Source organism: Lacrimispora sp. YZC11 (assembly GCF_057543815.1).
Genome location: NZ_BAAJYQ010000008.1, coordinates 127301 through 153562, shown reverse-complemented (window position 1 = coordinate 153562; position 26262 = coordinate 127301). Strand labels below are relative to the sequence as shown.

At 42.7% G+C, this 26262-nt stretch carries 27 protein-coding genes and 1 tRNA gene; all 28 read left to right on the top strand.

What is annotated here, in order from left to right:
* The first annotated feature begins 26 nt into the window (after positions 1–26).
* A tRNA-Gly gene (locus AC27IJ_RS12915) sits at positions 27–99 on the top strand.
* Positions 100–420: 321 nt separating this feature from the next.
* Positions 421–975, top strand: coding sequence for a hypothetical protein (locus AC27IJ_RS12910; protein ID WP_487149213.1), 555 nt, complete (start codon positions 421–423; stop codon positions 973–975).
* A 616-nt stretch (positions 976–1591) separates the two neighbouring features.
* Positions 1592–1885, top strand: coding sequence for a hypothetical protein (locus AC27IJ_RS12905; RefSeq protein ID WP_487149211.1), 294 nt, complete (start codon positions 1592–1594; stop codon positions 1883–1885).
* A gap of 635 nt (positions 1886–2520) precedes the next feature.
* The gene (locus AC27IJ_RS12900) at positions 2521–2838 is read left to right on the top strand and encodes an ArsR/SmtB family transcription factor (protein ID WP_312447921.1); all 318 of its coding nucleotides are present in this window, start codon (positions 2521–2523) and stop codon (positions 2836–2838) included.
* Positions 2839–2950: 112 nt separating this feature from the next.
* Positions 2951–4030, top strand: coding sequence for an ACR3 family arsenite efflux transporter (arsB, locus tag AC27IJ_RS12895; RefSeq protein ID WP_313153889.1), 1080 nt, complete (start codon positions 2951–2953; stop codon positions 4028–4030).
* Between the two features lie 16 nt (positions 4031–4046).
* Positions 4047–4187, top strand: a complete 141-nt coding sequence (locus AC27IJ_RS12890) for a DUF2703 domain-containing protein (RefSeq protein ID WP_487149209.1) — start codon at positions 4047–4049, stop codon at positions 4185–4187.
* 298 nt (positions 4188–4485) lie between these two features.
* Positions 4486–4863, top strand: a complete 378-nt coding sequence (arsD, locus tag AC27IJ_RS12885) for an arsenite efflux transporter metallochaperone ArsD (RefSeq protein WP_487149207.1) — start codon at positions 4486–4488, stop codon at positions 4861–4863.
* On the top strand, positions 4829–6601 hold the full coding sequence (gene arsA / locus AC27IJ_RS12880; protein ID WP_487149205.1) for an arsenical pump-driving ATPase: 1773 nt from the start codon (positions 4829–4831) through the stop codon (positions 6599–6601). Before arsD ends, arsA begins: the two co-directional genes overlap by 35 nt.
* A 1060-nt stretch (positions 6602–7661) precedes the next feature.
* Positions 7662–8930, top strand: a complete 1269-nt coding sequence (locus AC27IJ_RS12875; protein ID WP_312447916.1) for an L-cysteine desulfidase family protein — start codon at positions 7662–7664, stop codon at positions 8928–8930.
* A 38-nt stretch (positions 8931–8968) separates the two neighbouring features.
* Positions 8969–10165, top strand: coding sequence for an ABC transporter substrate-binding protein (locus AC27IJ_RS12870; RefSeq protein WP_487149202.1), 1197 nt, complete (start codon positions 8969–8971; stop codon positions 10163–10165).
* A 49-nt stretch (positions 10166–10214) separates the two neighbouring features.
* Positions 10215–11090, top strand: a complete 876-nt coding sequence (locus AC27IJ_RS12865; protein ID WP_312447912.1) for a branched-chain amino acid ABC transporter permease — start codon at positions 10215–10217, stop codon at positions 11088–11090.
* 3 nt (positions 11091–11093) lie between these two features.
* The gene (locus AC27IJ_RS12860; protein WP_487149200.1) at positions 11094–12143 is read left to right on the top strand and encodes a branched-chain amino acid ABC transporter permease; all 1050 of its coding nucleotides are present in this window, start codon (positions 11094–11096) and stop codon (positions 12141–12143) included.
* Positions 12136–12924 carry an ABC transporter ATP-binding protein gene (locus AC27IJ_RS12855; RefSeq protein ID WP_312503673.1) on the top strand — a complete coding sequence of 263 codons (789 nt, stop codon included), beginning with the start codon at positions 12136–12138 and terminating at the stop codon, positions 12922–12924. The genes AC27IJ_RS12860 and AC27IJ_RS12855 overlap by 8 nt, the downstream gene beginning before the upstream one ends.
* On the top strand, positions 12908–13615 hold the full coding sequence (locus AC27IJ_RS12850) for an ABC transporter ATP-binding protein (RefSeq protein ID WP_313153894.1): 708 nt from the start codon (positions 12908–12910) through the stop codon (positions 13613–13615). The genes AC27IJ_RS12855 and AC27IJ_RS12850 overlap by 17 nt, the downstream gene beginning before the upstream one ends.
* Positions 13616–13625: 10 nt before the next feature.
* Entirely contained in the window at positions 13626–14612 is a 987-nt protein-coding gene (gene dhaK, locus AC27IJ_RS12845; RefSeq protein ID WP_312447905.1) for a dihydroxyacetone kinase subunit DhaK, read from the top strand.
* A gap of 11 nt (positions 14613–14623) precedes the next feature.
* Positions 14624–15274, top strand: coding sequence for a dihydroxyacetone kinase subunit DhaL (gene dhaL, locus AC27IJ_RS12840; RefSeq protein ID WP_313153896.1), 651 nt, complete (start codon positions 14624–14626; stop codon positions 15272–15274).
* Between the two features lie 12 nt (positions 15275–15286).
* Complete coding sequence (locus AC27IJ_RS12835; RefSeq protein WP_312447902.1) at positions 15287–15772, top strand: L-2-amino-thiazoline-4-carboxylic acid hydrolase; 486 nt, start codon at positions 15287–15289, stop codon at positions 15770–15772.
* A 94-nt stretch (positions 15773–15866) separates the two neighbouring features.
* Positions 15867–17549: a helix-turn-helix domain-containing protein gene (locus AC27IJ_RS12830; RefSeq protein ID WP_313153897.1), complete on the top strand. Its 1683-nt coding sequence runs from the start codon at positions 15867–15869 to the stop codon at positions 17547–17549.
* 103 nt (positions 17550–17652) lie between these two features.
* Positions 17653–18759, top strand: a complete 1107-nt coding sequence (locus AC27IJ_RS12825) for a C45 family autoproteolytic acyltransferase/hydrolase (RefSeq protein ID WP_487149195.1) — start codon at positions 17653–17655, stop codon at positions 18757–18759.
* A gap of 24 nt (positions 18760–18783) precedes the next feature.
* A complete protein-coding gene (locus tag AC27IJ_RS12820; protein WP_487149193.1) occupies positions 18784–19647 on the top strand; it encodes a GyrI-like domain-containing protein in 864 nt (287 codons plus the stop codon).
* Positions 19648–19890: 243 nt separating this feature from the next.
* Positions 19891–20706, top strand: a complete 816-nt coding sequence (locus AC27IJ_RS12815; protein WP_312447894.1) for a MerR family transcriptional regulator — start codon at positions 19891–19893, stop codon at positions 20704–20706.
* Between the two features lie 108 nt (positions 20707–20814).
* Positions 20815–21291 (top strand): tRNA (N6-threonylcarbamoyladenosine(37)-N6)-methyltransferase TrmO, encoded by a 477-nt coding sequence (tsaA, locus tag AC27IJ_RS12810; RefSeq protein ID WP_312447893.1) that lies wholly within the window; start codon positions 20815–20817, stop codon positions 21289–21291.
* A gap of 313 nt (positions 21292–21604) precedes the next feature.
* Positions 21605–22201 (top strand): cytidylate kinase-like family protein, encoded by a 597-nt coding sequence (locus tag AC27IJ_RS12805; protein WP_312447935.1) that lies wholly within the window; start codon positions 21605–21607, stop codon positions 22199–22201.
* 105 nt (positions 22202–22306) lie between these two features.
* Entirely contained in the window at positions 22307–22918 is a 612-nt protein-coding gene (locus tag AC27IJ_RS12800; protein ID WP_312447891.1) for a L,D-transpeptidase family protein, read from the top strand.
* Positions 22919–23137: 219 nt separating this feature from the next.
* Positions 23138–23584, top strand: coding sequence for a VanZ family protein (locus AC27IJ_RS12795; protein ID WP_487149190.1), 447 nt, complete (start codon positions 23138–23140; stop codon positions 23582–23584).
* A complete protein-coding gene (gene truA / locus AC27IJ_RS12790) occupies positions 23581–24342 on the top strand; it encodes a tRNA pseudouridine(38-40) synthase TruA (protein WP_312447887.1) in 762 nt (253 codons plus the stop codon). Before AC27IJ_RS12795 ends, truA begins: the two co-directional genes overlap by 4 nt.
* A gap of 81 nt (positions 24343–24423) precedes the next feature.
* Entirely contained in the window at positions 24424–25602 is a 1179-nt protein-coding gene (locus AC27IJ_RS12785; protein ID WP_487149188.1) for a cation diffusion facilitator family transporter, read from the top strand.
* Between the two features lie 76 nt (positions 25603–25678).
* Positions 25679–26257, top strand: coding sequence for an RNA polymerase sigma factor (locus AC27IJ_RS12780; protein WP_312447883.1), 579 nt, complete (start codon positions 25679–25681; stop codon positions 26255–26257).
* Positions 26258–26262 lie beyond the last annotated feature (5 nt).

Genomic DNA, 26262 nt, shown 5'->3' with positions numbered 1-26262 from the left:
TCAAAAGAAAAAGTTAAAGAAGATAAGCGCGAGTGGCTCAGTTGGTGGAGTACGACCTTGCCAAGGTCGGGGTCGCGGGTTCGAGTCCCGTCTCGCGCTCTTAAGAAAATGTAGTGTTTATGGGGGTTTCCGGGTTTCGGGAACCTTCATTTTGTTTACATAAATAAAAGTACTTAAAGTTTTTGCTTTACCAATTACTGCATACATTATATTGTATAAAGTATTTATTGTTATAATATCACTCCAACAAAGTGGGCTCCGGTGATCTGAACTGGGGCCTTTTTTCTACCCATTCTCAAAATTCACACCCCGCTTACTAGTCCCATATAATATTGTGTAGTACGACTTGAAGGGAGTCTAAGTATATGAGTAGCGATACTTTTAAATGTAGATTAAGTTTTAAGAATTGCAAACCAAAACATGAATGTGAATGCAGACCAAAACATGAATGTGAGTGCGAACCAAAACATGAATGTGAGTGCAAACCAAAACATGAATGTGAGTGCAGACCAAAACATGAATGCGAGTGCAAACCAAAACATGAATGCGAGTGCAGACCAAAACATGAATGCGAGTGCAGACCAAAACATGAATGTGAGTGCAAACCAAAACATGAATGCGAGTGCAAACCAAAACATGAATGCGAGTGCAAACCAAAACATGAATGTGAGTGCAAACCAAAACATGAATGTGAGTGCAAACCAAAACATGAATGCGAGTGCAAACCAAAACATGAATGTGAGTGCAAACCAAAACATGAATGCGAGTGCGAATGTGAATGCGAATGCGAATGCGAACGCGAATGCGACTGGTGCAAGCAAAAAAAAGAAACCTACTGGGAAGGATCTAAAGACGAATATAGTAAAGATAGTCGGCGAGAAAATGAATGTGACGAATGTGAAAAGAACGATGAGTATGGCGAGTATGATGAGTATGACGAGTATGACAAGTATGACGAATATGAAAGATAGTTAATGTTAAGAGCGGGCTTCGGTATTCCGGGCCCGCTTTTTCTGTTAAGTACATTCTGTTTATGTGTGCGATTGCCAGATCAGGGCGGGGTAATGCAATATTCGTGCTTGAAAAATTAACATATTTGATGTATTGACATTCTCTAAAGTCAACATATAATAATAGTGCAGATAGAAATATGATCCATAGAATTGAATTAGTGTTTAAAATTGTGAACAATTATGTAATCATCATTTATAATTAAAGTGAGTAAAGCTGAATATACAGATGATACTTATGAGATTCGCTCAAAATAAATATGAAGGTACAATATGGATAATACTAAAACACATTTCAAGTGTGAAGTTGAAAGTTTGAACATTATGAAATTGAGGAAGCGATAGCGAATTATTTTGATATGGGATATCCTGATAATTCTGAAATACCACAAGAAATGTTGAAGAATCGATCTGAAAAGTATATTTTAATAGGTACTAAGAAAAGTGGAACGTTCAATATTTCTAATTCTAAATTAAAGAATGGAAAGTATACTTTGTCCGTTACGTTGGTCGGAAAGCTTAATAAAGAATGATAAGATTAGAAGAATACGTAGCCAGAAGGAAAACGGAAGATCATCTAAATGAATTTAAAGGTAAGTAATATTAAAAAATCCATTGATTACATATTTGAATATTTTAGCTATTATCTTCCCTTGGAAGGTGCTGAAAATCACTCTGCAGAAGAAAATGAACGATTAAATAAATATGAGAAAGCTCTTAAAGAGTATTCTCCTGAACTTAGTAGATGGTTTGTGACGATATATGACGAAACAGGTCATCAGGTTAATAAAACCATACAAAAATACTGTGTTAATACATCTGGTTTAATTCTTACGTTTGAAGATCGTGAATTTAGGATGAAATCATATAATTGATATGCTGAGTTGATAATGAAACGTCCTTATTTAAAAGATGAAACAGAGAGATTATACCAGTTTATAAAAGAAATATCATGCAAGAGAATCTGAGTACTTTGGTTTTCCTCAAATTTCTGAGAAGATTACCACATGGCTATAATGATACATATATCATGTATAATGTAAATTTACCGAATTAAATTAACTTGTAAACCAGTCCCTTATTGGGACTATTTTTATTGCCCAAAAGGCAGAAAGGAAATTATGAGCATTATAAGAATTGAGAAAATTAAATTTAGAACCCAGGAACTCGATCTGGTTCCTGCGGGTGTAAACAAGATGGAAGGCGCCATTTCTATTTTGAGTTGTTTTCTTTTCTGGTCCAAGCTATAAGGGTAAGCGTTGTTACTACAGAACCCTTAACAGCTTTCTTTTCAAACAAACTAATTTGTAGACAAGCTGTAGACGCACGGTAGACAGTGTGCGTTACACCTTGTTTTATACAGGTTTGCGAATGACAGTAATGTTCGTGCTCCCAACATTTAGCCATAAATTGATCCTTACACTTTGAAATATAATAGAAAACCGTATTGACATTTTTTAATTTGAGGCATATGATAATATATAGAAAATATTCTATGTGAGGTTGTCCTATGGAAGAAAAATACATTCAGAATGCCAAAGTCCTAAAAGCTTTGTCCGACCCCAAACGATTGAGAATTGTTGATATGCTTTCATGTGGGGAGCTGTGCGCCTGTAAGATTTTGGAGAGATTTCATATTACCCAGCCGACCCTATCCCATGATATGAAAGTGTTGATGGACGCGGGGTTGGTGAAAGCAAGGCCGGAAGGCAAGTGGATCTATTACTCATTAAATGATGAACGCCTACAAGTTTTTTATCAGCAGTTAGGAGAGGTGTTCACTTCAAAACCCGATTGCATATGCCATCGTAAAGGTGGTGATATATAGATGCATTATTGTCACCGCCGCTGTCGGTGTCATGTTCCCTAGGGGTAATTTGGCATCGACAAAAAAATCGTCATAACATAGAAAAAATTCAATATGACAGGAGTATGATTATATGAAATCTGAAAAGCAAACAGACATAGGCTTTTTTCAAAAATATCTAACCGTATGGGTTATTCTCTGCATGGTGATAGGCGTATTAATAGGAAGGTTTTTCCCAGCTATTCCCGTTTTTATGAATCAGTTTGAATATGCAAAAGTGTCTATACCGATGGCAGTTTTAATCTGGCTAATGATTTACCCTATGATGATGAAAGTGGATTTTCAAAGCATTAAAAATGTTGGCAAAAATCCCAAAGGACTGTTTGTCACGTGGGTTACTAACTGGTTTATTAAGCCATTTACCATGTATGCAATAGCCTCACTGTTTTTCTTTGTGATTTTCAAAGCATTTATCTCGCCAGATTTGGCAACGGAATATCTGGCAGGCGCGGTTCTTTTGGGAGCTGCCCCATGTACTGCGATGGTATTTGTGTGGAGCAGCTTAACGAAAGGAAATCCGGCTTATACCGTCGTACAGGTAGCGACGAACGACCTTATTATTTTAGTAGCATTTGTTCCTATTGTAAAATTTCTGCTTGGCATTTCCAATGTTGCTGTACCATGGGATACTCTGATTTTATCGGTGGTGCTGTTTGTGGTAATTCCACTGGTAGGTGGAATGCTGACCCGAACATTGGTAATCAAAAAGAAAGGTCAAGAATATTTCGACAATACTTTTGTTAATAAATTTGATGGTGTTACAACTATAGGTCTATTATTAACGCTGGTACTGGTTTTTGCGTTCCAAGGCGAAACCATAATCCGCAATCCTCTCCACATTGTTTTAATTGCTGTACCTTTAATTATTCAGACGTTCATTATTTTTTTTATCGCTTACTTTGCCGCCCGACTGCTGAAGCTGCCATACTCCATTTCCGCACCAGCTGGAATGATCGGTGCGTCCAACTTTTTTGAACTGTCTGTTGCCGTGGCAATCGCCCTGTTTGGTACCAGTTCCGCCGCTGCCCTTGCCACTACCGTTGGGGTCTTGACCGAAGTGCCCGTCATGTTAATATTAGTAAAAATCGCAAACAGTACACAAAAATGGTTTCCAAAGGAGGAAACAAACCATGTTAAAGAAAATAAGAATTAATTTTCTGTAACTGGACTTGAGTACCTGTGATCGTTGCATGGCTACGGAAAGCACTTTAAATGAGGCTCTTGCAGAGCTTTCCCGTGTGCTGAACGCGCTGGACTATCAAGTTATAGTCAACAATGTCAACATCACTACAAAGGAACTTGCAGGGTAATATCACTTTTTAAACTCCCCGACCATACGGGTGAATGGTTTTGATATCTGTGGCAGCGTCACCGAAAACAATTGTTGAAGCTGCGGCGAATTTTCGGTGACAATGTGGATTCCAGAACATTTACGTATGAGGGCGAAACCTACGATCAGTCGTCAAAAGAAATGGTTATAGATGGTATCTTGGGCGCAATTTATGGGGGGGCCCGCATGATAGCCTCCCCTACGCGCTGCCTGCTAATCTGGAACGTTTCTTCACGGGAAGCGATTCTAAAATAAATTCAATGAAAGAAGGTAACTTTATGAAAACAATGCAAATTTTTGAACCTGCTATGTGCTGCTCAACTGGACTTTGCGGAGTAGGGGTTGACCCTGAAATACTTCGTATATCTACTGTACTTGATACCTTGAAAAAGCACGGCGTAACCGTTGATCGTTTTAATCTCAACAGCGCACCAATGGAGTTTGTGAATAATAAGGCCGTGAGTGACTTCCTCAACGACAAAGGGCCAGACGGCTTGCCCATAACCATAATCGACGGAAAAATCGTTTTAATCGGCAAATACCCTACCAATGCGGAGTTTACAGAGTGGTTTGGCCTGCCCGCCGATCTGCTGGGGAAACCAGTGGAAAAGGCACAGGGAAATGATGGCTGCTGCTGCAAAGGGGGTTGCTGCTAAAGTGAATTTATTTGATCCACGTACTATCAAACTTACAAAATACCTTTTCTATACCGGCAAGGGCGGCGTGGGAAAAACCAGCGTTGCCTGCGCCACCGCTGTATCACTTGCAGACAGCGGAAAGCGGGTGCTGCTAATCAGTACCGACCCTGCCTCTAATTTACAAGACGTATTTTCGATGGAGCTAACAAACAAGGGGACTCCGATTCCCGACGTGCCTAACTTGGTTGTGGCGAATCTCGACCCAATACAAGCCGCAGCTGAATATCGGGAAAGCGTCATTGCCCCCTATCGCGGCAAACTTCCTGGCGCTGTTCTCGCTAATATGGAGGAACAGCTTTCCGGTTCCTGCACCGTGGAGATTGCAGCGTTCAATGAATTTTCCAGTTTTATTACAGATGGCAAGGTACAACAGGAATATGACTATATTATTTTTGACACCGCACCCACGGGCCACACTCTGCGTATGCTCCAGCTACCGTCCGCATGGAGTGATTTTATTAGTGAAAGCACTCACGGTGCGTCCTGTTTGGGCCAGCTTTCCGGCTTGGAAAGCAAAAAGGCGATTTACAAGCAGGCTGTGGAAACTCTGGCAGACGAGAACCTGACCACATTAATCCTTGTGACACGCCCCGAAACAGCACCGTTCAAAGAAGCAGCGCGTGCTTCCGGTGAACTTTCTTCACTAGGCGTTAACAATCAAATGCTGGTTATCAATGGTGTACTGACTGAATACAACGATTTGCTTTCTTCCAACCTGTATGAGAAACAGCGGACCGCACTTAACGCAATGCCGAAAAGTTTGCAAACACTTCCGCTCCATATGGTACCCTTACGTGCCTATAACGTTACGGGACTGGAAAATGTGCGTGCCTTGCTGCATACTGACCATGTGACTGCACACACGGAAACGCTGCACGCCATTCATGTTCCTACGTTAAATAATGTGATCGACGAACTGGCGGCAAGCGGTAAGCGTGTTATATTCACGATGGGCAAAGGAGGCGTAGGAAAAACTACTGTTGCCGCAGCTGTCGCGTTGGGCCTTGCAAAGCGGGGAGAAAAAGTCCATCTTACAACCACCGACCCCGCCGCACATCTGAGATTTGTACTGGACGAAAGCTGTGGCGTTTCTATGAGTCATATCGACGAGGCGGAAGAACTGAAAAAATACCAGTCCGAAGTGCTTGACAAGGCCCGCGCGTCTGGTATGAACGATGGGGATATTGCCTATGTTGAAGAAGATTTGCGTTCCCCCTGTACACAGGAAATAGCAGTGTTTCGTGCCTTTGCAGAAATAGTAGATAAGGCCGACGATCAGGTAGTGGTAATTGATACCGCACCTACCGGTCATACCCTGCTTTTGCTGGAGTCCACACAAAGTTACAATCATGAAATCCAGCGAACAAAAGGTGAAATCCCTGAATCAGTGAAAAAGCTCCTGCCACGGCTGAAATCTGATGAAACCGAGGTTCTTATTGTGACCCTCCCCGAAGCAACACCTGTTTATGAGGCATTGCGATTGGAGGACGATTTGAAGCGCGCAGGTATATCCACTCAATGGTGGATTATCAACCAATCCTTGTACGGCACGGACACCACCAATCCCATGTTGGCAGCAAAGGCGGCAAATGAGGTTGAATGGCTTAACCGTGTTGATAAACATGCTGGAGGTAAATTTGCGTTAATTACATGGAGTGCCGAAGAAATCAAAGGCGACCGTTTGTTAACGCTTTGATAGGACGGATGATATGGTAAAGGCAGCGTTTAGAAATCCCATCCGTGGACATTGTAGTGACAATGAGCTGTAACGTCCAATGCACAATCCTGCCCTGTATGCGTCGTTAGGATTGGGGATTGAGTGACCCAACTGGCAAGAGCGACCAAGAATTTATAGAATTAATACACGTTATAGAAACAATAATTAGAGTTTTAACAAAAGAAATAAGCCGATAAATAATGCTGCCGTTGGTGATACGAAACGGCGGCATTTTCCTGTTTTAGCAATATATATAGCTCTTATTCGGATAGATCAAGGAAGGCTTTGTTCCTATGGAACTTCTGACGAATCCTAAGATGAAATCCAACAATAATAAGAATCTGCAGACCCCAATCAAGAGGAAACACCGGATAAGGCCTGCCACATGATTTGCCATTTTCCTGACTGCAAAAGACAAGCATATCTCTACGAAAGGTGTTGGGATGATGGCTAACCTGTTCCTGCGGTGGTGTCATTTGCAAGAATAACAAAATATGTTTATTGTTCATTCCTTTCTCCGATTCTTAATTTAGTTAATTATAAATTGAATCATGGCTTATGGGAAGAGTTTCGTTGTTTCCCTCTATGCTTTTTCTGCATTTTCTTCAACTAGATTTCCATAGCCCTTTAAACGTTACAAGCAAGTCTTTCCTTTCAAGTGGTGCTTTATCATGCTTATATGAAAACTATACTCTGTTCATCCAATAACAAAATCTTATGTCCGCTTAATATTCTCCATTCCCCCAGTCCCGCATCCAATAATCGATTTCCTTTCCTGTTTCATACTTAATAAAAACAAGTGTGTCATAATGATACATTTTAGTATATATATCTATCAAAAACTAATAATATATGCGAAATAAATGTATAAATTAACTAATAAAAGCGCTGAAAATGCTGTATTTTAGTTAAAATATACAAAAATAAATTGCAATGTAAATGGCCAGATGATATACTGTAACCATGAAAGCTAAGCAAAATCAGACTAATAAAAACGAAATATCAACTGTTTGCTGGCGGCACAGTAGATAGGAGGAGCATGCAGAAAGTAACAGAGAAGCATTTGATTCACATTTTAGAAACTGAGCTGGTAAAAGCACTGGGATGTACAGAGCCCATAGCAATTGCATTTGCAAGTGCCACAGCGAAAAGATACCTGGGGGCTGTCCCTGAAACAATTATCATATCCTGCAGCGGAAACATTATAAAGAATGCAAAAGCAGTTGTGGTTCCCATGACCGGCGGCATGAGGGGAATTGAGGCGGCTTCCGCTGTTGGGGCAGTGGGAGGAGATCCGGACAGAGGACTGGAGGTCTTGACCACAGTAGCAGAACAGGACTTACAGATCGCAAAGATCATGCTTCAGGAGAAGATATGCCAGGTGGAACTTCTGGATACCCGTGAAAAACTACATATTGTTGTAACTATGAGGCAGGGAAAGGATGAGGTCAAGTTGGAGCTGCTGCGGACCCATCTTGGTATAGTCAAAATCGAGAAAAACGGGCAGATCCTTTTTGAAAGGGAGTTGGCAGCCGAGGAGGAATCGGCAGATTATAGCTATTTGGATATGGATTCCATATTTGAATTTACAGAACAGGTCAACATTAAAAAAATAAGGGGGTTGATAGAGGAACAAATCCAGTGCAATACCAATATTGCACGTGACGGGCTTTCCAATTGTTACGGAGCCCAGATTGGAAAGACACTTCTTGAAGTGTATGGGGATGATGTGAAAATCAGAGCAAAGGCAGTGGCTGCTGCTGGGTCTGATGCCCGAATGAACGGATGCGAATTACCGGTAGTCATTAACTCCGGCAGCGGCAATCAGGGAATGACTGTGTCTCTTCCGGTCATTGAATATGCTAAAACCCTCAGAAGCAGTGAAGAAGAGTTATATCGGGCGCTTGTGCTCAGCAACTTAATCGCTATTTATCAGAAATACCGTATGGGCAGATTGTCAGCCTATTGCGGAGCGGTCAGTGCGGCGGCCGGTGCCGGGGCAGGGATCACCTATTTGATGGGAGGAACAAGGGAACAGATCGAACATACAATTATCAACACACTGGCAAATACTTCAGGGATTGTATGCGACGGAGCAAGTGCTTCCTGTGCGGCCAAGATCGCTTCCAGTGTTGATGCGGCAATTATGGCCAGTTATTTATCCATGAACGGACATGTGTTTCTTCCGGGAGAAGGGATTGTAAAAGAGAACGTTCAAAAGACAGTGGATGGGGTCATTACACTGGCAAAGGATGGGATGAAAGAAACGGATGAGGTAATCCTTAACATTATGGTTCAGGGTTCATAAAAACAGCGCAGATAAAAGAAAGGAAGGTAGTTTCAGTTATGAAAAAGGGGTTTATTAAGTATTCATTGGCTATGATGATGTTGGCAGGTGTGCTGGCAGGCTGCTCCCAGGTAAATGGACAAAGTACGGGAGATACCAAAAATACTTCCGGAGCACAAGCTGGGGGGACGAACACACAGGGGGGTGAAGGGGCTATAAAGATTGCAGTAGCAGCTCCTATGACGGGAGATAATTCCGAGTACGGCATCGGTTTTACCAATGCGGCAAAACTGATGGCTGACCAGTGGAATGCACAGGGAGGAGTTTTGGGGAAACAGATTGAAATTGTGCCCTATGACGATAAGAATACTTCCGAAGAGGCAACTACCATTGCGCAGAAAATTGTTTCAGACGGAGATATCAGCGGTGTTATCGGTCATTTCTCTTCCGGAGTCTGTATGACGGCGGCTCCCATTTACCAGGAAAATAAAATCATTGAGATATCTCCGTCTGCTTCTCATCCGGATTATTCTAAAATAGGAAACTATATTTTTAGAAATAATACGATCATATCCAAGGAAGGTGCGGCCTCCGTTGATATTGCAGTCCATGATCTTGGAAAGAAAAATATCGGAATCATTTCTATTATGACAGACTGGGGAACCAATACGTCAGGCATCATCAAGGATCTGATTACAGACTTAAATGATCCAAATATAAAAGTAGTTGCACATGAAGAAGTAATGGAAGGTTCCGATGATTATACACCGGCAATCACCAAATTGAATGAGGCTGGAGCCGACGTAGTGATCTGCTGCGGCATGTATAACCTGGTGGCCCCGGTTGCAAAGCAATATAAAAATATTAATCCTGATATTGCGATTGTAGGCTTCTCCAATGCTTACAGCCAGCAGCTGATCCAGTTAGGAGGGGAAGCGGTAGAGGGAGTCTGTTTCCCGGTTATTTTCTTCTCAGAATCAGACGATCCGGATGTAAAGGCATATGTTGATAAATTCACACAAACTTATGGAAGCGCACCATCTGCTCTTACTTCCCAGGCCTATGACTCCGTGGGAGTTCTTTTGACAGCTATGAAAGAGGCAGGCACCACGGATTCTGAAGCGGTAAGGGAGAAGCTTAACGAAATCAATTACAAGGGTGTAACTGGTGATATTAAGTTCGACGAACAGGGAGATGTTGATAAGCAGTTTAACAAGGTTACGATTAAGGATGGAAAATTTGTTAAGATGAACTAGTTTACGCGGCGGGAATGGTGATCGGCTGTTCCCGCAGAAAGGTGAATATATGATTGCACAACAGATATTTAATGGACTTGCATTGGGAATGGGATATGCTCTCATTGCAGTCGGATATTCATTGGTGTTCGGTATTCTCAGGCTGGTCAATTTTTCCCACGGTTCCATCTATGCATTCGGTGCTCAGATGGCAATGGTTTTCATTGGCCTCCGGTTCGGAATCATTCCGGGGCTCATTGCCAGCATGCTGCTGACGGGAGTTCTGGGTGTGGCAATTGACAAGCTTGCTCTGGAGCCTTTAAGAAAGAAGAAATCCATTCCCATCGCCTCGCTTATTACCACCATTGGAATCTCCAACATTGTAACCAATCTTCTTATTGCGTTTTTCGGAAGTGAAAAAAGAGCCTTTCCGGCCCTGTTCGATTCTGGAACTGTTCAGATTGGAAAAATTGTTATTTCCTCCACACAGATCGGAATGTTTGCAGTTTCCCTGGTCCTGATGCTGGTTCTGGTGGGCATTGTATTCTATACAAAAATCGGGCTGGCAATGAGGGCTGCAGAACAGAATCCCAAGGCTGCCAATCTAATGGGAATCAATGTGAATTTTGTTATTTCATTTACTTTCTTCTTAAGCGGCATATCCGCGGCCATCGCAGGCTCTCTGGTTGGAAGCTATTACCAGATTGTCTATCCGAATATGGGATTTATGGCCGGATTAAAGGCATTTGCGGCAGCAGTGCTTGGAGGGATCGGAAGTCTTCCAGGGGCGATTATCGGAGGTCTGATCGTGGGGGTGTCGGAATCAATGGCTGCCACCATTCTCGGATCCACCTATCGGGATTCCATGGCATTTATCATATTGATTATTGTTCTGATCGTAAGACCCAATGGCTTGTTCGGAAAGAAAGGGATCACGAAGGTATAAAATATGACAAATACAAAAATTGAAAAACACAGCTTATTATTTCAGTTTGAAAGCTTTGTGAGTAAATACCAGAAAGTACTCCTGATCCTGCTTGCGGCATTTTTGTGCCTGCTTCCAATGGGAGTAAACAATCAGTATTTCCTGACCGTGATGGTAAAAATGGCCGTTTATGCCATGTTTGGTCTTGGACTTAATATTTTAACCGGTTACACCGGGCTGGTCTCTCTAGGGCATGCCGGATTTGTTGCCATCGGGGCGTATGCAGCTTCTTTATGCGCAGTAAAGCTGGGGTGGAGTTTTTTCCCTTCCATGCTGTTTGGCATGGTGGCAGCGGGGCTGGTAGGAATTCTTCTGGGGCTTCCCACTCTCCGCCTGACTGGTACTTATCTTTCCATTGTTACTTTGGGGTTCGGTGAAATCATTAAAATGATTGCCATGAACTGGGCGGCCGTCACCAATGGGACTCTGGGAGTGAAAAATATTCCAAAGCCTGCCTTGTTTGGTATGAAGCTAACCATTGCAAACCATGGGTTGTATTACCTGGTTATGATTATTATGGTTATCTGCACAGTTTTCTGCCTTGTACTTGTTAAATCCAAAACAGGCAGGGCACTTCAGGCAATCAAGGGAGATGAGCTGGCCAGCATTATGATGGGGATCAATACCACTTACTATAAAATTCTGGCTTTTGTATTATCAGCATGTATCTGTGCTGCTGCCGGAGCGCTGTATGCAACGCTCATCGGATACGTGGATCCCAATACCTTTAATTTTGACGTGTCGACCCTGATCCTTTCCATAGTAATTCTGGGGGGTATGGGTACCATCAGAGGAATGTTCCTTGGGGCCGCCATTCTTATCGCCCTTCCTGAGGTGTCCAGATTCCTCATGGTCTACCGGTTTGTTTTATACGGCGTGATTCTGGTCGTCATGATGCGCTTCCGGCCTCAGGGGATCCTTGGATGGAAATCCCAGCTTCCATATAAATTATCAAAGCAGGTGATGGAAAGGCTTAAGACAGCGGATACAGAGGAGGCGGGAGAGAATGGCTGACAATGGATGTTTATCCGTAAAAGGAATCACGAAACGATTTGGCGGCATTGTTGCGGTGGAACAGGTGAATTTTGAAGTAAATAAAGGGGAAGTGGTTTCCATCATTGGTCCGAATGGTGCCGGAAAAACAACGGTATTCAATATGCTGACGGGTGTGTACCAGGTGGATGAAGGCACCATTGTATTTAACGGCGAGGAAATCCAGAATAAAAAGCCGAAACACATCGTAATGGCAGGAATGTCCCGGACGTTCCAGAATATCCGGTTGTTTCAGGACATGCGTGTGATAGAAAATGTGTTGATTGGGGCCCATATAAAAACCTCATACAGCTTTTTTGACTCCACGTTCCGTACGGCCAGATACCGGAAAGAGGAAGACGAAAAAGTACTTGAGGCAATAGAACTTCTGAGGTCAATCGGCTTGGAAGAAAGAAAGGATGACTATGCATCCAACTTACCCTATGGAGATCAGAGAAAGCTGGAAATCGCAAGAGCCATTGCTACCGGCGCCAGACTGCTTTTGTTAGATGAGCCGGCAGCAGGTATGAATCCAAGGGAATCAGAGGAGCTGATGCTTTTTATCCGTTCACTGAAACAGAAGGGATATACCGTATTGCTGATTGAGCATGATATGAGCGTGGTTATGAATATTTCCGACAGGATATACGTGATCGACCATGGCAAACCCATCGCACAGGGACTTCCGATGGAGATTGCCAACAATGAACGGGTAATTGAGGCTTATTTGGGAGGTGTGCATAAGGATGCTGAAGATAACTGATCTTAATACTTATTACGGTCCCATACATGCGCTCAAGGGTGTTGATATGGAGATAGACAAAGGGGAAGTCGTATCTCTGATCGGAAGCAATGGAGCCGGGAAATCCACCCTGTTAAATACGATTGTAGGGATCACGAAATCTTCCCGGGGCCGGGTTGAATTTATGGGAAAGGAAATTACCAACAGTCCGCCCTATTTAATGACAAAGCTGGGAATCAGCATTTCCCCGGAAGGCAGGGAGGTATTTCCGGCGCTTACGGTAGAAGAGAATCTCCGTCTTGGTGCTTACACCGTGAAGGATAAAAGTAAAATTGCCGACAGCTATGACCGGGTCTATGAGATATTCCCCAGGTTAAAGGAGAGGATCAAACAGACGGCAGGAACTCTTTCCGGAGGAGAACAGCAGATGCTTGCCATTGGGAGGGCATTGATGTGCAATCCGGAGCTGCTTTTGTTAGACGAACCTTCCCTGGGCCTTGCTCCCAACTTTGTTCTGCTTATTTTTGACTTAATAAAAGAAATAAACAAGCAGGGAGTGACCATTCTTCTCATCGAACAGAACGCCAACATGGCTTTAAGTGCTTCTCACAGGGCATACGTGCTGGAGAATGGAAAGGTCACCATGTCAGGGAATGCCAAAGAGATCGCGGCTGATCCGAGAATTAAAAAAGCATATTTAGGCTTGGGTTAAAGGAGACAACATGAAAAAAATAATAAACAAACCAATGGATGTAGTATCAGAGGCACTGCGGGGAATGGAGCTTGCCCATCCGGAACTTCGGTATACCCCGGGCTTCGAGGTAATTTCCCGTAAGGAAAAGGCAGATAAAGTGGCAGTAATATCAGGAGGTGGGGCCGGACATGAACCGGCCCATGCAGGATATGTGGGAAAAGGCATGCTGGATGCAGCCGTATCCGGAAATGTATTCTCTTCCCCCAGTCCGGACAGGATCGGCGAGGCCATTAATCAGATGAATTCCGGAAAAGGGGTCCTTCTGATCATAAAAAATTATTCCGGAGATATTATGAACTTCGGCCTTGCCTCTGACCTTGCTGAAGCAGAGGATATAGAAGTGGAAAGCGTAGTTGTTAAGGATGACGTTGCTGTTCCTGACAGTACATATTCCACGGGAAGAAGAGGGATCGCAGGCACTGTATTCGTACATAAAATCGCAGGAGCAAAGGCGGAACTTGGAGGAAGCTTACAGGAAGTAAAGGCAGCTGCCGAGAAGGCCATTTCCAACATAAGAAGCATGGGCATGGCTATGAGCCCGTGCACCCTTCCAGCAGTGGGAAAACCGGGATTTGTGCTGGGTGATGAGGAAATCGAGATCGGAATGGGCATCCATGGAGAGCCGGGGGTTGAAAGAACCAGGGTAAAAACAGCGAAAGAGACAGCGGAAATCCTTCTTGGAAAAATTCTTGAAGATTATGATTATACCGGAAGCGAAGTCGCGGTGCTGGTAAACGGTCTGGGTGGAACCCCTCTTATGGAGCTTTATATACTGAATATGGAGATCCAGAAGCTGTTGGAAGAAAAGAAAATCAGGGCTTATAAGACACTTGTGGGAAATTATATGACGGCTCTTGATATGACCGGATGCTCCCTGACACTCATGAAACTGGATGACGAGTTAAAGGAGCTTCTGGATGCTCCTTGTAATACTCCGGCATTGGATATCAGATAAGGTGGTGGAATATGGGATTTGTATTAACGGGTAAGGATTACGCAGAGTACATAAAAAAAGCATATGAGCTGATCCATGAAAATGGAGAATATGTGACTGAACTGGACTTAGCAACCGGCGACGGCGACCACTGGTCAAACATTAACATGGGATTTGAAAAGCTGGTTGAGAAAGCGGATGAGCTGGGAGAAATGCCCATCAGTGATGAATTAAAAGAAATCGGCAAAATCATGATGGCTGTGATCGGTGGGTCCTCCGGAGTACTTTACGGCTCCGCTTATCTTGCAGCAGCCAAGGCGGTAAAAGGAAGGGAAGCCCTGGACAGCCAGGGAGTATGCGACATGCTGGAGGCCATGCTGGAAGCGATCATGTCCAGGGGGCAGGCAAAGGAAGGGTTTAAAACCATGATAGACAGCCTTGCCCCGGCGGTAAATGCATATAAGAAAGCAGTTTCTGACGGGAAAAGTGAACTGGAAATCTGCGAAATAGTGAAGCGGGCAGCGATTGACGGAGCTGACAGTACGAAGAATATGGAGGCGGTGAGAGGCAGGGCCACCTATCAGGCCAACAAGGGACTGGGACATCTGGATCCGGGAGCCGTTACCATGTCTTATCAGATCGGCACGTTAATGAATTGCATAAAAGAAAAAATCAATATTTAAGGAGGTACAGTTATGTACAGCAACACACCAGAAGACAGAGGTCAGCATATCAAGGATTTGCGGGATGGGATAGAACACAGAGCCACATGGTTCTATTACATGTTTATGGAGGCAAAAAAGAGAGGCCTTGACAGCGAATTTGCCCATGAAGCCATTACTAAATGCGGATGCTTCCATGGAGAGAACAAATACACCCAGACCAGTGATTTAAAGGCTTTTGAAAAGGAATTTGTCAGTGATAATGTAAGAAATATCTTTCAGATGGATACGGAATGCACCGATGAACGGCTGGATATTACATTCCATTACTGTCCGCTGGTAGCCGCATGGAGAAAGCTTACCGATGATGAGGAGCTGATCGCTGAAATGTGTGAGATCGCCATGGACGGAGACAGAGGGATCTGTTCCCAGTTTAAGGACTTTAACTTCCACCTTGGAAAAACCATTGCAAAAGGAGATTCCATTTGCGAAGTGACCTTTCATAAGAACCAGGAATAAAGAAACGGTTTTAATTTCCAAACCAAAGGGGTTGTTGTATATTTACAGCATCCCTGTTTGGCGTTTAAAAAACAGATATTGCGGGGGGCGCGAGATGGAAAAAAGCCTGTTGGGATTAATCGGGAGCTATACCAATCATTTTGCAAAAATCATTTCGGATACATTGGACACGGACATTCTTATTATAGATACAAATATGAAGATTGTCGGGAGTGCCTTTAAATATTTAAACCTTTATACAGATATAAAAATCGGTACCATCATTTCCACCATTCTTCTGGAAAACAGGAATGTGATCGTGGAAGACAAGACGCGCCTGCCTGGCTGCCGCCGGTGCGATCAGTTCAGGGAGTGTAAGATGAGCAGTTTAGTAGGAGTGCCCATAAGAGTGGAAAACCAGGTTGTGGGTGCGCTTGCTTTGATTTTAACCAGGCACAGGGCGAAATTCCTGTTTGAAAGCCTGGATTCTACAGTTTCGTTTCTGGAAAATTTTGCCGAACTTTTGTCCGGAAAAATTGAAAATGAAACAAAAACCATTGGACTTCAAAACCGCCTGAAAGAAATAGAAGCCATTATGGACAAGATGTTTGAGGCGGTCATTTATACGGACTATTACGGAAATATCATTCATGTGAACCAGCGTTTTTGCGATATCCTTCATTTTGACAGAGGATTGACCGGAAGAAACATGAAAGAGCTGTTTCCGTTTCAATTAATAGAGGATTATTTTCAGTCTTATGAAGATATCAGCAATGAAAGGCTGACTTATGAAATGAATGAGCATCTGTTTCATGGGGTGGTGTCCAGTAAGAAAATATATTTAAGTGATACGGAATTCAGCACCCTGTTCTATTTCAGACCTCAAAGCGATTTTGTTAAGAGGATCAACATCTCTGAGCAGGGGTCTCTTGTTACTTTGGAGTGGTTAAAAAGATATTTTTCAAAGCAGGAACTGGACATGGTGCGGACTTTGGCCAAGACAGACCACCATGTTTTAATACAGAGCTCGGATAACGAGCTGAATCTCCTCCTTGCTAAGGCGGTATTTAATACTTCGGAAAGAAATTTACACGATCTGTATGTGGTTTATGCGGATAATCTGTACAGGGATTTGTTTGAAATTTATATGATGGATGAATACGGGCTCTTAAAAAATGCCAATGACTGCACCATCGTAATCCTGCAGCCGGAGAACATGCCTATTTACATACAGAATTATCTGGCTGATTTTATGAAAACAGGTAAGTTCAAATCACATAATAAGCTGATCCGTTCCAATGTAAGATTTTTGTTCTGCACTGATAAGGAGCTGGAACCACTGGTGGATCAGAAGCTGTTTTCCCGGGACTTATACCGCCTCATGGTTTTGCATAAAGTCAGTTTTGAAGAAATGGAAAAGGATATGGTAAAGTTCCGGTACTATGTGACCTCAGGGCTGATTTATTATAAGAATCTCTATCAAAATAGAACGGTTGAACTGTCAGGAGAGGTTATAACATATTTCAGAAACCATTATGCGGAAATAGGAAAGCACAGCATGGAGCTGATTCTTGAACGGATCGCCGCGGAATGCTCCGGGAGGGTAACCATAGAAGAACTGAAAGAAAAGAATCTGATCCGGTTGAAAGAAGAGGTATTTTGCGGGCTTGGAGAGACTGCCAGGGACCGGATTAAAGCAATGCTGGAGAGGGGGTATTCCAAAACGGATATTGCAGATGTGCTTGGCATTTCCCGTTCGACCCTGTACCGGAAGATAAAAGAGTATGGCGTGGAGTGAACCTTGATTCGAAACGGATTTTCAAGTTCTCTATACAGCAAAAAATATCAAGTTATGGTTTTGAAGCGGATTTATAATATCTATGAAAGGAAGGGCGCTAAATATGGAAAAAACAAACGTATATTTGAAGAATTTCATTGGTACAAACTATGAAGTTGGGAAACAAATAGGACAATGGGTTTTGTCTACTCCCAGCTTACTAAAACAGGTTCTTTTGCCGCCAAATGCTTACCCCCATGATAAGTTTGAAAAAATTGTTGATTTATTGGATCATTATTGTGAAGGTATTAACGAGGAAATAAGAGGCTTTTCAGATACGGTTGGGGTATCATCAGAGCAGGCACTTTTTTATGCCATGACCTATTTGGAACGCGGATGCAGTCTGATGTCCGTATTACCTGGTAAATCAAAGAACGGTCATACATTAATGGCAAGAAACTATGATTTTAATAATGAGATGGAAGAAATGTGCTTCGCATTTACAAGTATAAAAGACAAGTACTCCTATATTGGTTCCACACTGAATTTGTTTGGCAGATGTGACGGTATGAATGAGCAAGGTCTTGCTGTTTGCAAAGCCAGCAATGGTTTGCCCGTAGGTAATTTTGAGGGCGGTCAGAAGGCCGGGGCAACAGGCTTTAGCTTCTGGGCCGTGGTCCGGAGCATCCTAGAAAACTGTAAAAACGTTCAAGAAGCAATTGAGTGGACGATGAGTGCACCCATCGGTTATAATATAAATTTAATGTTGGCTGACAGCAGTAATAAAATAGGTTTGCTTCAATGCATTGACGGACATAAAGCTTATAAATTATTAGATGCATACAGCCAGGAAGCATTTCTAAGCGTCACAAATCATGCGCTATTGGATGACATTAAACCTTATGAAAAAATGATAATTGAAAATTCTGTAGTACGTAACCAGAGGATTATGGAGATGTTTACAGAAAAGAAGCAGCTTACCAAAAATGATATGAAGGTTCTCTTATCCACGTCCTATCCGGAAGGCCTTTGCTGTCATTATTACAAAGAATTTTTTGGCACATTGCGTTCTATGATATTTGATGTAAATGATAAAACCATAGAAATGACTTTTGGCTCCCCGCAAGCAAATGAATGGCGGACTTTTTCTGTGGAACCTTTGAAAATGCAGGAAATTGAAATCATACTGCCCCAGGAAAAAGCCGGACCAGACTTTTATAAAATCAGATGATAGGCTAGAGAGGAAGAAACCGGTTTGATTGATAATTCAACCATAGGAAAAGCAATTGTATTTATAGAAAATAATTTATATGAGCCCATTGCCGCATGTGATGTGGCTAAAGTGGTTTCCTACTCTTATTATCATTTCCATCGGTATTTTCAGGCTGTTATGGGGGAAACCATAGGGAGTTATATAAGAACCAGGCGTTTGACACAGGCCGCATGGGATCTGGTACACAGTGAAAAAAAGATATTAGATATTGGAATTGCCCTTTATTTTGAAACAGCTGAAAGTTTTACAAGAGCTTTTAAAGACAGATATTCTATGGCGCCAAGAGAGTATCGAAAAAACGGGATCGATGTCTTGATAGGAAACAGGCCCCCAGCCTGTATGTTCCATAATACAATACGCACATACGCTGATTTAAGTCCGCAGATTGTTACAGTTCCGGAAACTTATCTTATGGGGGTTCGTTACAAAACAACTATTAGCGGAAATGAAAGCATTGCCATGTGGCACCGCTTTAACCAGCAGATTCCAGATACATTAAAGGGGAGTACACGATACGGTATTTTTGAAGCAGGAGAAATCTGTTCTTTAGATATATTTAATCCTCAAAGCGAAACAACCGGGTTTGTAGGAATTGAAATTTCAAAAAATCAGCCAATCCTTAGGGGAATGGAAAGAAAAAAACTGTATGGCGGAAAATATGCAAGGTTTATTCATAAAGGAACGGTAAAAGACTTAATACAGACATATCATTACATCTGGGGTGTCTGGTTCCCTAAAAGTGGCTGTGTGCTGGATGACCGTGATGACTTTGAATGTTATAGCGAACGGTTTGCAGGAGAAAATATGGAAAACTCTGAGATTGATATTTATTTTCCGATTAAGTAGAAAAGCGGAAAGTTTTGTGTTTATGCGGTTGAGGGCATACGGGATAATGTTACATGAAAAAAACTTTTTTTATAATGTCTTTTCCCTGGAAGCTCATTAAAGAATAACTGAATAATCGCTGTAATTGAGAAGGGGCTGTGCCACGCATAAGATGGACCGTTGGATGTCAGCCGGCAGTGAATGCACAATATTTGCAGTTTGATTCAGCCTGCTGTATAATGAGTCCTTATAGAGGTGGTGCACATGTTTAAAATAGGCGAATTTTCCAAATTGACCCAGGTATCGATCCGAATGCTAAGATACTATGATGAAACAGGGTTGTTAAAGCCAGCGGAAATAGATAAATTTACAAGTTACAGGCTATATTCCATAGAACAAATCCCTGTTTTGAATAAAATAATATTCTTACGGGATTTAGGGTTTACTGTTTCTGAAATTACGACAGCCCTTAATCATTGGGACGATGAATTTATAGCAAACCAGCTTGACAATAAACGGCTGGAAATTGAGGACACAATGAAAGCTGAGCAGGATAGGCTGTCTAAAATTGAACTTGCAAAGAGAGATATTTTACAGGAAAAGATTACGATACACTATAATGTTTCCATTAAATCCATACCCAGTTATCAGGTGTTTTCTTTAAGACGGGTCGTCCGGGATTATTATGCCGAGGGCCAGCTGTGGAAAGAAATGTCGGCCTTTGCAGAAGAAAATAATATCCCTATTTCAACCTATACCTTCGCTGTTTATCATGATACAGATTATAAGGAAACGGGCGTTGACATAGAAATATGTGCTCCCGTAGCCAGAACAGGAAAGGATATGTACGGTTTTACCTATAGAAATACAGAGCCTGTGCCCATTATGGCATGTACTATGGTATATGGGCCTTTTGAAAACATAAAAGGTGCATATCTTGCTTTTGCAGGCTGGCTGCAAACACATAACCAATACAATATGAGGGGCCATAGCAGGCAGATTGTCCATCGCGGGCCCTGGAATGAGGATAATCCTGACAACTACCTGATCGAAATCCAGATACCATTGGAGAAAATATAAGCGTTTTGCAGATTTTTGCAGGACGCTTTTTTATTATTGACTCTCACATGATGTGAGGGTCTACACTGAATTTGCAGGTAAATTAATTTTAATATGGAGGTATGCACGATGCAGAATTTTAAGGTAAGCCCTATCGGCAAAATCAGCGTAAACAATGATGGAATGTTCATTGAACTTGAACCGAGGTATATTCCTGCGCTGCAGGCACTGGACGGATTTAGCCATATCAATGTTATCTGGTGGTTCAGTGACTTTGATCATGAGGAAGCAAGAAGTACCCTTGAGACACCCAAGCCGTATAAAAAGGCTCCGGCTGTCATGGGAATATTTGCCACAAGATCGCCTGTTCGGCCCAATCCTATTGCATTAACTGCGGTACAGGTCATTGATATCAACTGTTCAAAAGGCATCATTCAAATTGCTTATATTGACGCAAATGATGGCACGCCTGTGCTTGATATAAAGCCATATACACCAAGCTTAGACAGGGTTGAAAATCCCGGCGTGCCAGAATGGTGCGGCCATTGGCCTAAAAGCTTAGAGGAATCAGAACGATTTCATTGGGAAAACGAATTTAATTTTTAATATCTACATTACCGATAGGACGAAGTCCAAACAGCTGACAGGCTGACAATAGCGTGCTTTTAAAGCCTTCCAATGGCAGGATTGCGATTGGAGGGCTTTTGACTGCTCCAATACTTTTGCAGAATTTTCCTTAAGTATGAATAAGAGGGACAGAATTGTGGTATACATGCATTTAAGAATGTGGTAAAATGCAAATATATTAAGATAACCAAGAGATTCAAAGCCCATTGGACAGCCTTGCATATATCTTGCTATACAGAAAATATGATGGGTAGACGAGAATTACTCAGCAGAAGATAAGGAGGAGCATATGTTGGATAAGGTGATTACAATAAGCCGGGAGTTTGGAAGCGGCGGACGAGAGTTGGGCATGAAGCTGGCTGAAAGGCTGGGACTTCCCTTCTATGATAAGGAACTGATTTCTATGTCTGCGGAAGAAAGTGATTTAGCAGAGGAAGCATTTCTGCATTACGAGGAACATCTCCCCGTCCAGCAGGAATCCTTGGAACAGACTCATTATTCCCCCTTCTCTACAGTGTATGAAATCTCCATGTCAGATCAGATTTTTCTGGCCCAGTCTCGTATGATACGAAAGCTGGCAGAACAGGGACCTTGTATCATCGTCGGACGCTGTGCGGACAGAGTGCTTGAAAACAGCATAAATCTGTTTGTGTATGCCAAGATGGATAACCGGATTAACCGGATGAATACTCTAGAAACAGGAGTTAATCCGGAATTGATGGAAGAGAGGATCCGGGAGATTGATAAAAAAAGAAGGGATTATTACCAGTATTATACCGGTTGCGAATGGGGCAAGGCACAGAATTACCACCTTTGTCTGGAAAGCAGTTTGGTGGGGGTGGAAGGCTGCCTGGATGCTGCACTGGCTTATTTACAATGCTTATTTTAAAAAGATGTATTATAAAATGGAAAATTTTGGATGGAAATGTAAGAATATTGTAAATGATAGTTTCCAAAATGGATGGTATAATGTAACAAAAAAGGAGAGTTAAGAATGATGAAATGGGCAGGAAAAGGATATAAGTGTCTTATCTCAGCCATTCTGGTCATTGCTTTGGCGGCATCTTCCCTTGTTACAGGGTACGCAGAGCCGGTATCCGGTCCCGGTGCCAATATTACCTCCGGCAATTCCGGTTCGACAAGTAACGTGACCATATATGTGAGCAAGAGAACGAAGACACTTTCATTAAAGCAGAATGGAGTTTTGATTGCAGAATACCCGGTTTCCATGGGCGCGGCTTCTTCGGAAGGAAACAAAAAAGTAGAGGGCGATATGAGAACACCCAGCGGGGAGTTCTATGTATGCACCAGAAATGATAAGAGCGTGGCTTATCTTGCATTGGGCCTTTCCTATCCGGCCATCAAAGATGCGGAGAGAGGATATGCGGACGGTATTATCACGGAGGCCCAGAGAGATGAAATAATAAAAGCCAATAAGGAAGGCAAGCAGCCGCCATGGGATACGCCCCTTGGGGGAGCCATTGAGATTCATGGCTGCAGGGTTCCTGACGGAACCACTCACGGCTGCGTTGCAGTGGACAACAACGACATGGATGTATTATGGAGTTACTGTAATCTAGGCGTACCAGTTACGATAGGACCATAAAAGGAATTTCCCCAAATGTGCGGTTTTAGGCCGTTTTTGGGGATTTTTTTTATGCCTGTCCTTGTATTATAACTGCTGTTGTACTATAATAGATGAAATTATGATAAATTATGGAAATTTAAGGAGAAGAACATTCATGCATTTTCCTGAGAAAATGATCCTGATCGGCTGCGGATTGGAAGAGCCGGCGGAAAAAAGCGGAATTTTAAGGTGATGGCTATGAAAAAGAAGGCGATATGGACGGCAGTGACCGTTCTTTATGTCCTGTTCATATTTTCAAATTCCATGAAACCGTCGGATATCTCATCGGCAGACAGCGGATGGGTGCTTCGGGTGGCACAGGAATCATTTGGATCCATGGGAATCAGCGCTAAGTGGCTGACAGAACACATAATACGTAAAACCGGGCATTTTTCAGAGTATACCTTATTGGGGATTTTGCTGTACGAAAGTATCAGGTCCTATGGTTTTATGGCGGAGCGAAGATATTTTATCCGGTTAACAACTGGATTTATGGTACCATTTGTGGATGAGACCATACAGCTGATGGTAGAGGGTCGCTCCGGCCAGATATCTGATGTGTGGTTGGATTGCGGGGGAGTGGCTTTTGGAATTTTGCTGGCTGCTTTTCTGCTGAAATATGGAAGAAGGTCGAAAACAACATGATAAAAAATTATCGAATGATTCTGGAATACGACGGAAGCCGTTATGACGGCTGGCAAAAACAGGGAAATACGGAACAGACCATACAAGGGAAGATAGAATATGTTTTAGAGCGGATGGTGGGACAGGCAGTGGAGGTGCATGGTTCAGGACGAACGGATGCAGGCGTTCATGCACTGGCCCAGGTAGCTAATTTTCATGGAGATACAGGGATGAGGGAAGGGGAGATCATGGAATATTTAAACCAGTATCTTCCGGAAGACATTCGGGTAAAAACCGTGGAACGTGCGGCGGAGCGATTTCACAGCCGTCTTAATGCCCAGGAAAAGACCTATCTGTACCGGATCGAAATGGGGGAAAAGAAGCTGGTATTTGAAAGAAAATACATCTATGGCTTATTTAAGGAACTTGATATAGAGGCCATGGAACGGGCCGCAACCCATCTTATAGGTGAACATGATTTTAGAAGCTTTTGCGCAAACAGGAAAATGAAAAAATCATATGTCAGGGTTTTAAAGCGGATTGAATTTGAACAACAGGGCAGCCGGCTTCTGATACGCTATACGGGAAACGGCTTTTTGTATAATATGGTCAGGATCTTAACGGGCACGCTGATTGAGGTGGGATTAGGACAGCGTAAGGCGGAAGAGATAAAGAAGATCTTAGATGCAAAGGACCGGAATGAGGCAGGCTTTACAGCCCCGCCGGAAGGACTTTTTCTTGAGAATGTACGCTATAAAGGATCAGATACACCGCAGTAAGCTTCGGGGTATTGCCCCCTGAGGGCAGCCGCCAAAGTCAAGCGAGCTGCTTTCACGAGAATAAAGCTGAAAAGGAGCAATATGACAGAATTTTTAGTTAGGACATTTGTAAAGGACTATAAAAATACAGAGGACACGCAGGTGCGGACCCGGTACGGGCTTATGGCAAGTGTTGTGGGTGCCTGCTGCAATGTACTGTTGTTTGGCGCCAAGCTTTTTGTTGGAATGCTGGTGGGCAGTATCTCTGTTATGGCAGATGCCTTTAACAACCTTTCTGACGCTGCTTCTTCTGTTGTCGGATTTTTAGGGGTAAAAATGGCCGGAAAACCGGCGGATGAAGACCATCCCTTTGGACATGGAAGAGTGGAGTATATTGCTGCCTTTATTGTAGCCTTTTTGGTCATTCAGGTGGGCTTTTCCTTTCTGAAAACATCCATTGAGAAAATTATTCATCCCGAAGAGATGACGTTTAAGGCTGTGTCTATAGCCATTTTACTGTTATCTGTCTGTGTAAAGCTTTGGATGGCGCTTTTTAACAAGACACTGGGAAGACGAATCCAGTCCACGGTCATGAAAGCTACAGCTGCAGATTCCCTTGGGGATGTAATAACCACTTCTGCCACGATTCTTTCGATCCTGGTTTATGGAATATGGGGGCTTAATATTGACGGAATCATAGGAATTGCGGTTTCTGTTATTGTCATGTGGGCAGGAGTGAAAATTGCTAAGGATACCCTGACTCCTCTCATCGGTGAACCCATTGATCCGAAGCTATATGTTGAGATCACAGAATTTGTAGAAGGCTACGATGGAATTATGGGGAGTCATGATTTAATTGTACACAACTATGGTCCTTCCAGAAGCATGGCTTCCATTCACGCAGAGGTACCTAATGATGTTGATATTGAAGTGTCTCACGAAATTATTGATACCATTGAACGGGAAGCAGTAAGAAAGTTCGGGATATTTCTGGTAATTCATATGGATCCCGTAGAGACAAAAGATTCCAGGGTTATGGAATTTGGGAACATACTGAAACAGGTGCTTAAGGAAATAGATTCCAGAATTTCTTTTCATGACTTTCGTATGGTAGAGGGGAAAAACAAGATCAATCTGATCTTCGATCTGGTGGTGCCCCGGGAATATGACAGGAAAAAGAAGGATTGGTTAAAGGAAGAAGTCACGAAAAAAGTAACTGAAATAGATAGACGGTGCTGTCTGATCATAACGGCGGAAAGCGGTTTTGGGGTGGAAAAATAAGGTAATAAAAATTTTCCATATTATGCAATAAGATGACAGTATTTCGCATTAACATAGTAGAAAGGAAATCGGATCCATGTTATTTATGGGATTGATGAGCCTTGGCGGGCCTGAGGATTATGGCCGTTTGAGCGACGAAGAACTGCTTAATAAAGTTGCGGTGGGAGACCAGGAGGCCTTTCAGCAGCTATATCAGAATACGGACCGGACAATATACAGTTTTATCCTGTCCATTGTAAGGCACCCCCAGGATGCGGAGGAGATCATGCAGGAGGTATATCTTAAGATATGGACTTCTGCATCAGGCTATAAATCCCAGGGGAAGCCTTTGGCATGGATGTTTACCATAGCGCGGAATCTGTGCTATATGAAATTCCGTGAGCAAAAACATGATTCGGATGTTACACTGGAGGATTTAACAGGATCAGAAATGGGAGAAGTCTGTCCTGAAATTGAGATGGTGGCAGATAAGATGGTGCTTCTTGCCGCGCTGCAGATTCTTAAGGAAGAGGAAAGGGAGATCGTTCTCCTTCATACTTCAGGAGGTATGAAGCATAGAGAGATCGCCGCCAGCCTTAAGATTCCTTTGGCTACAGCTCTTTCCAGATATAACCGTGCAATGAAAAAACTGGAAAATTATTTGAGAGAGGAGTAGGCTTT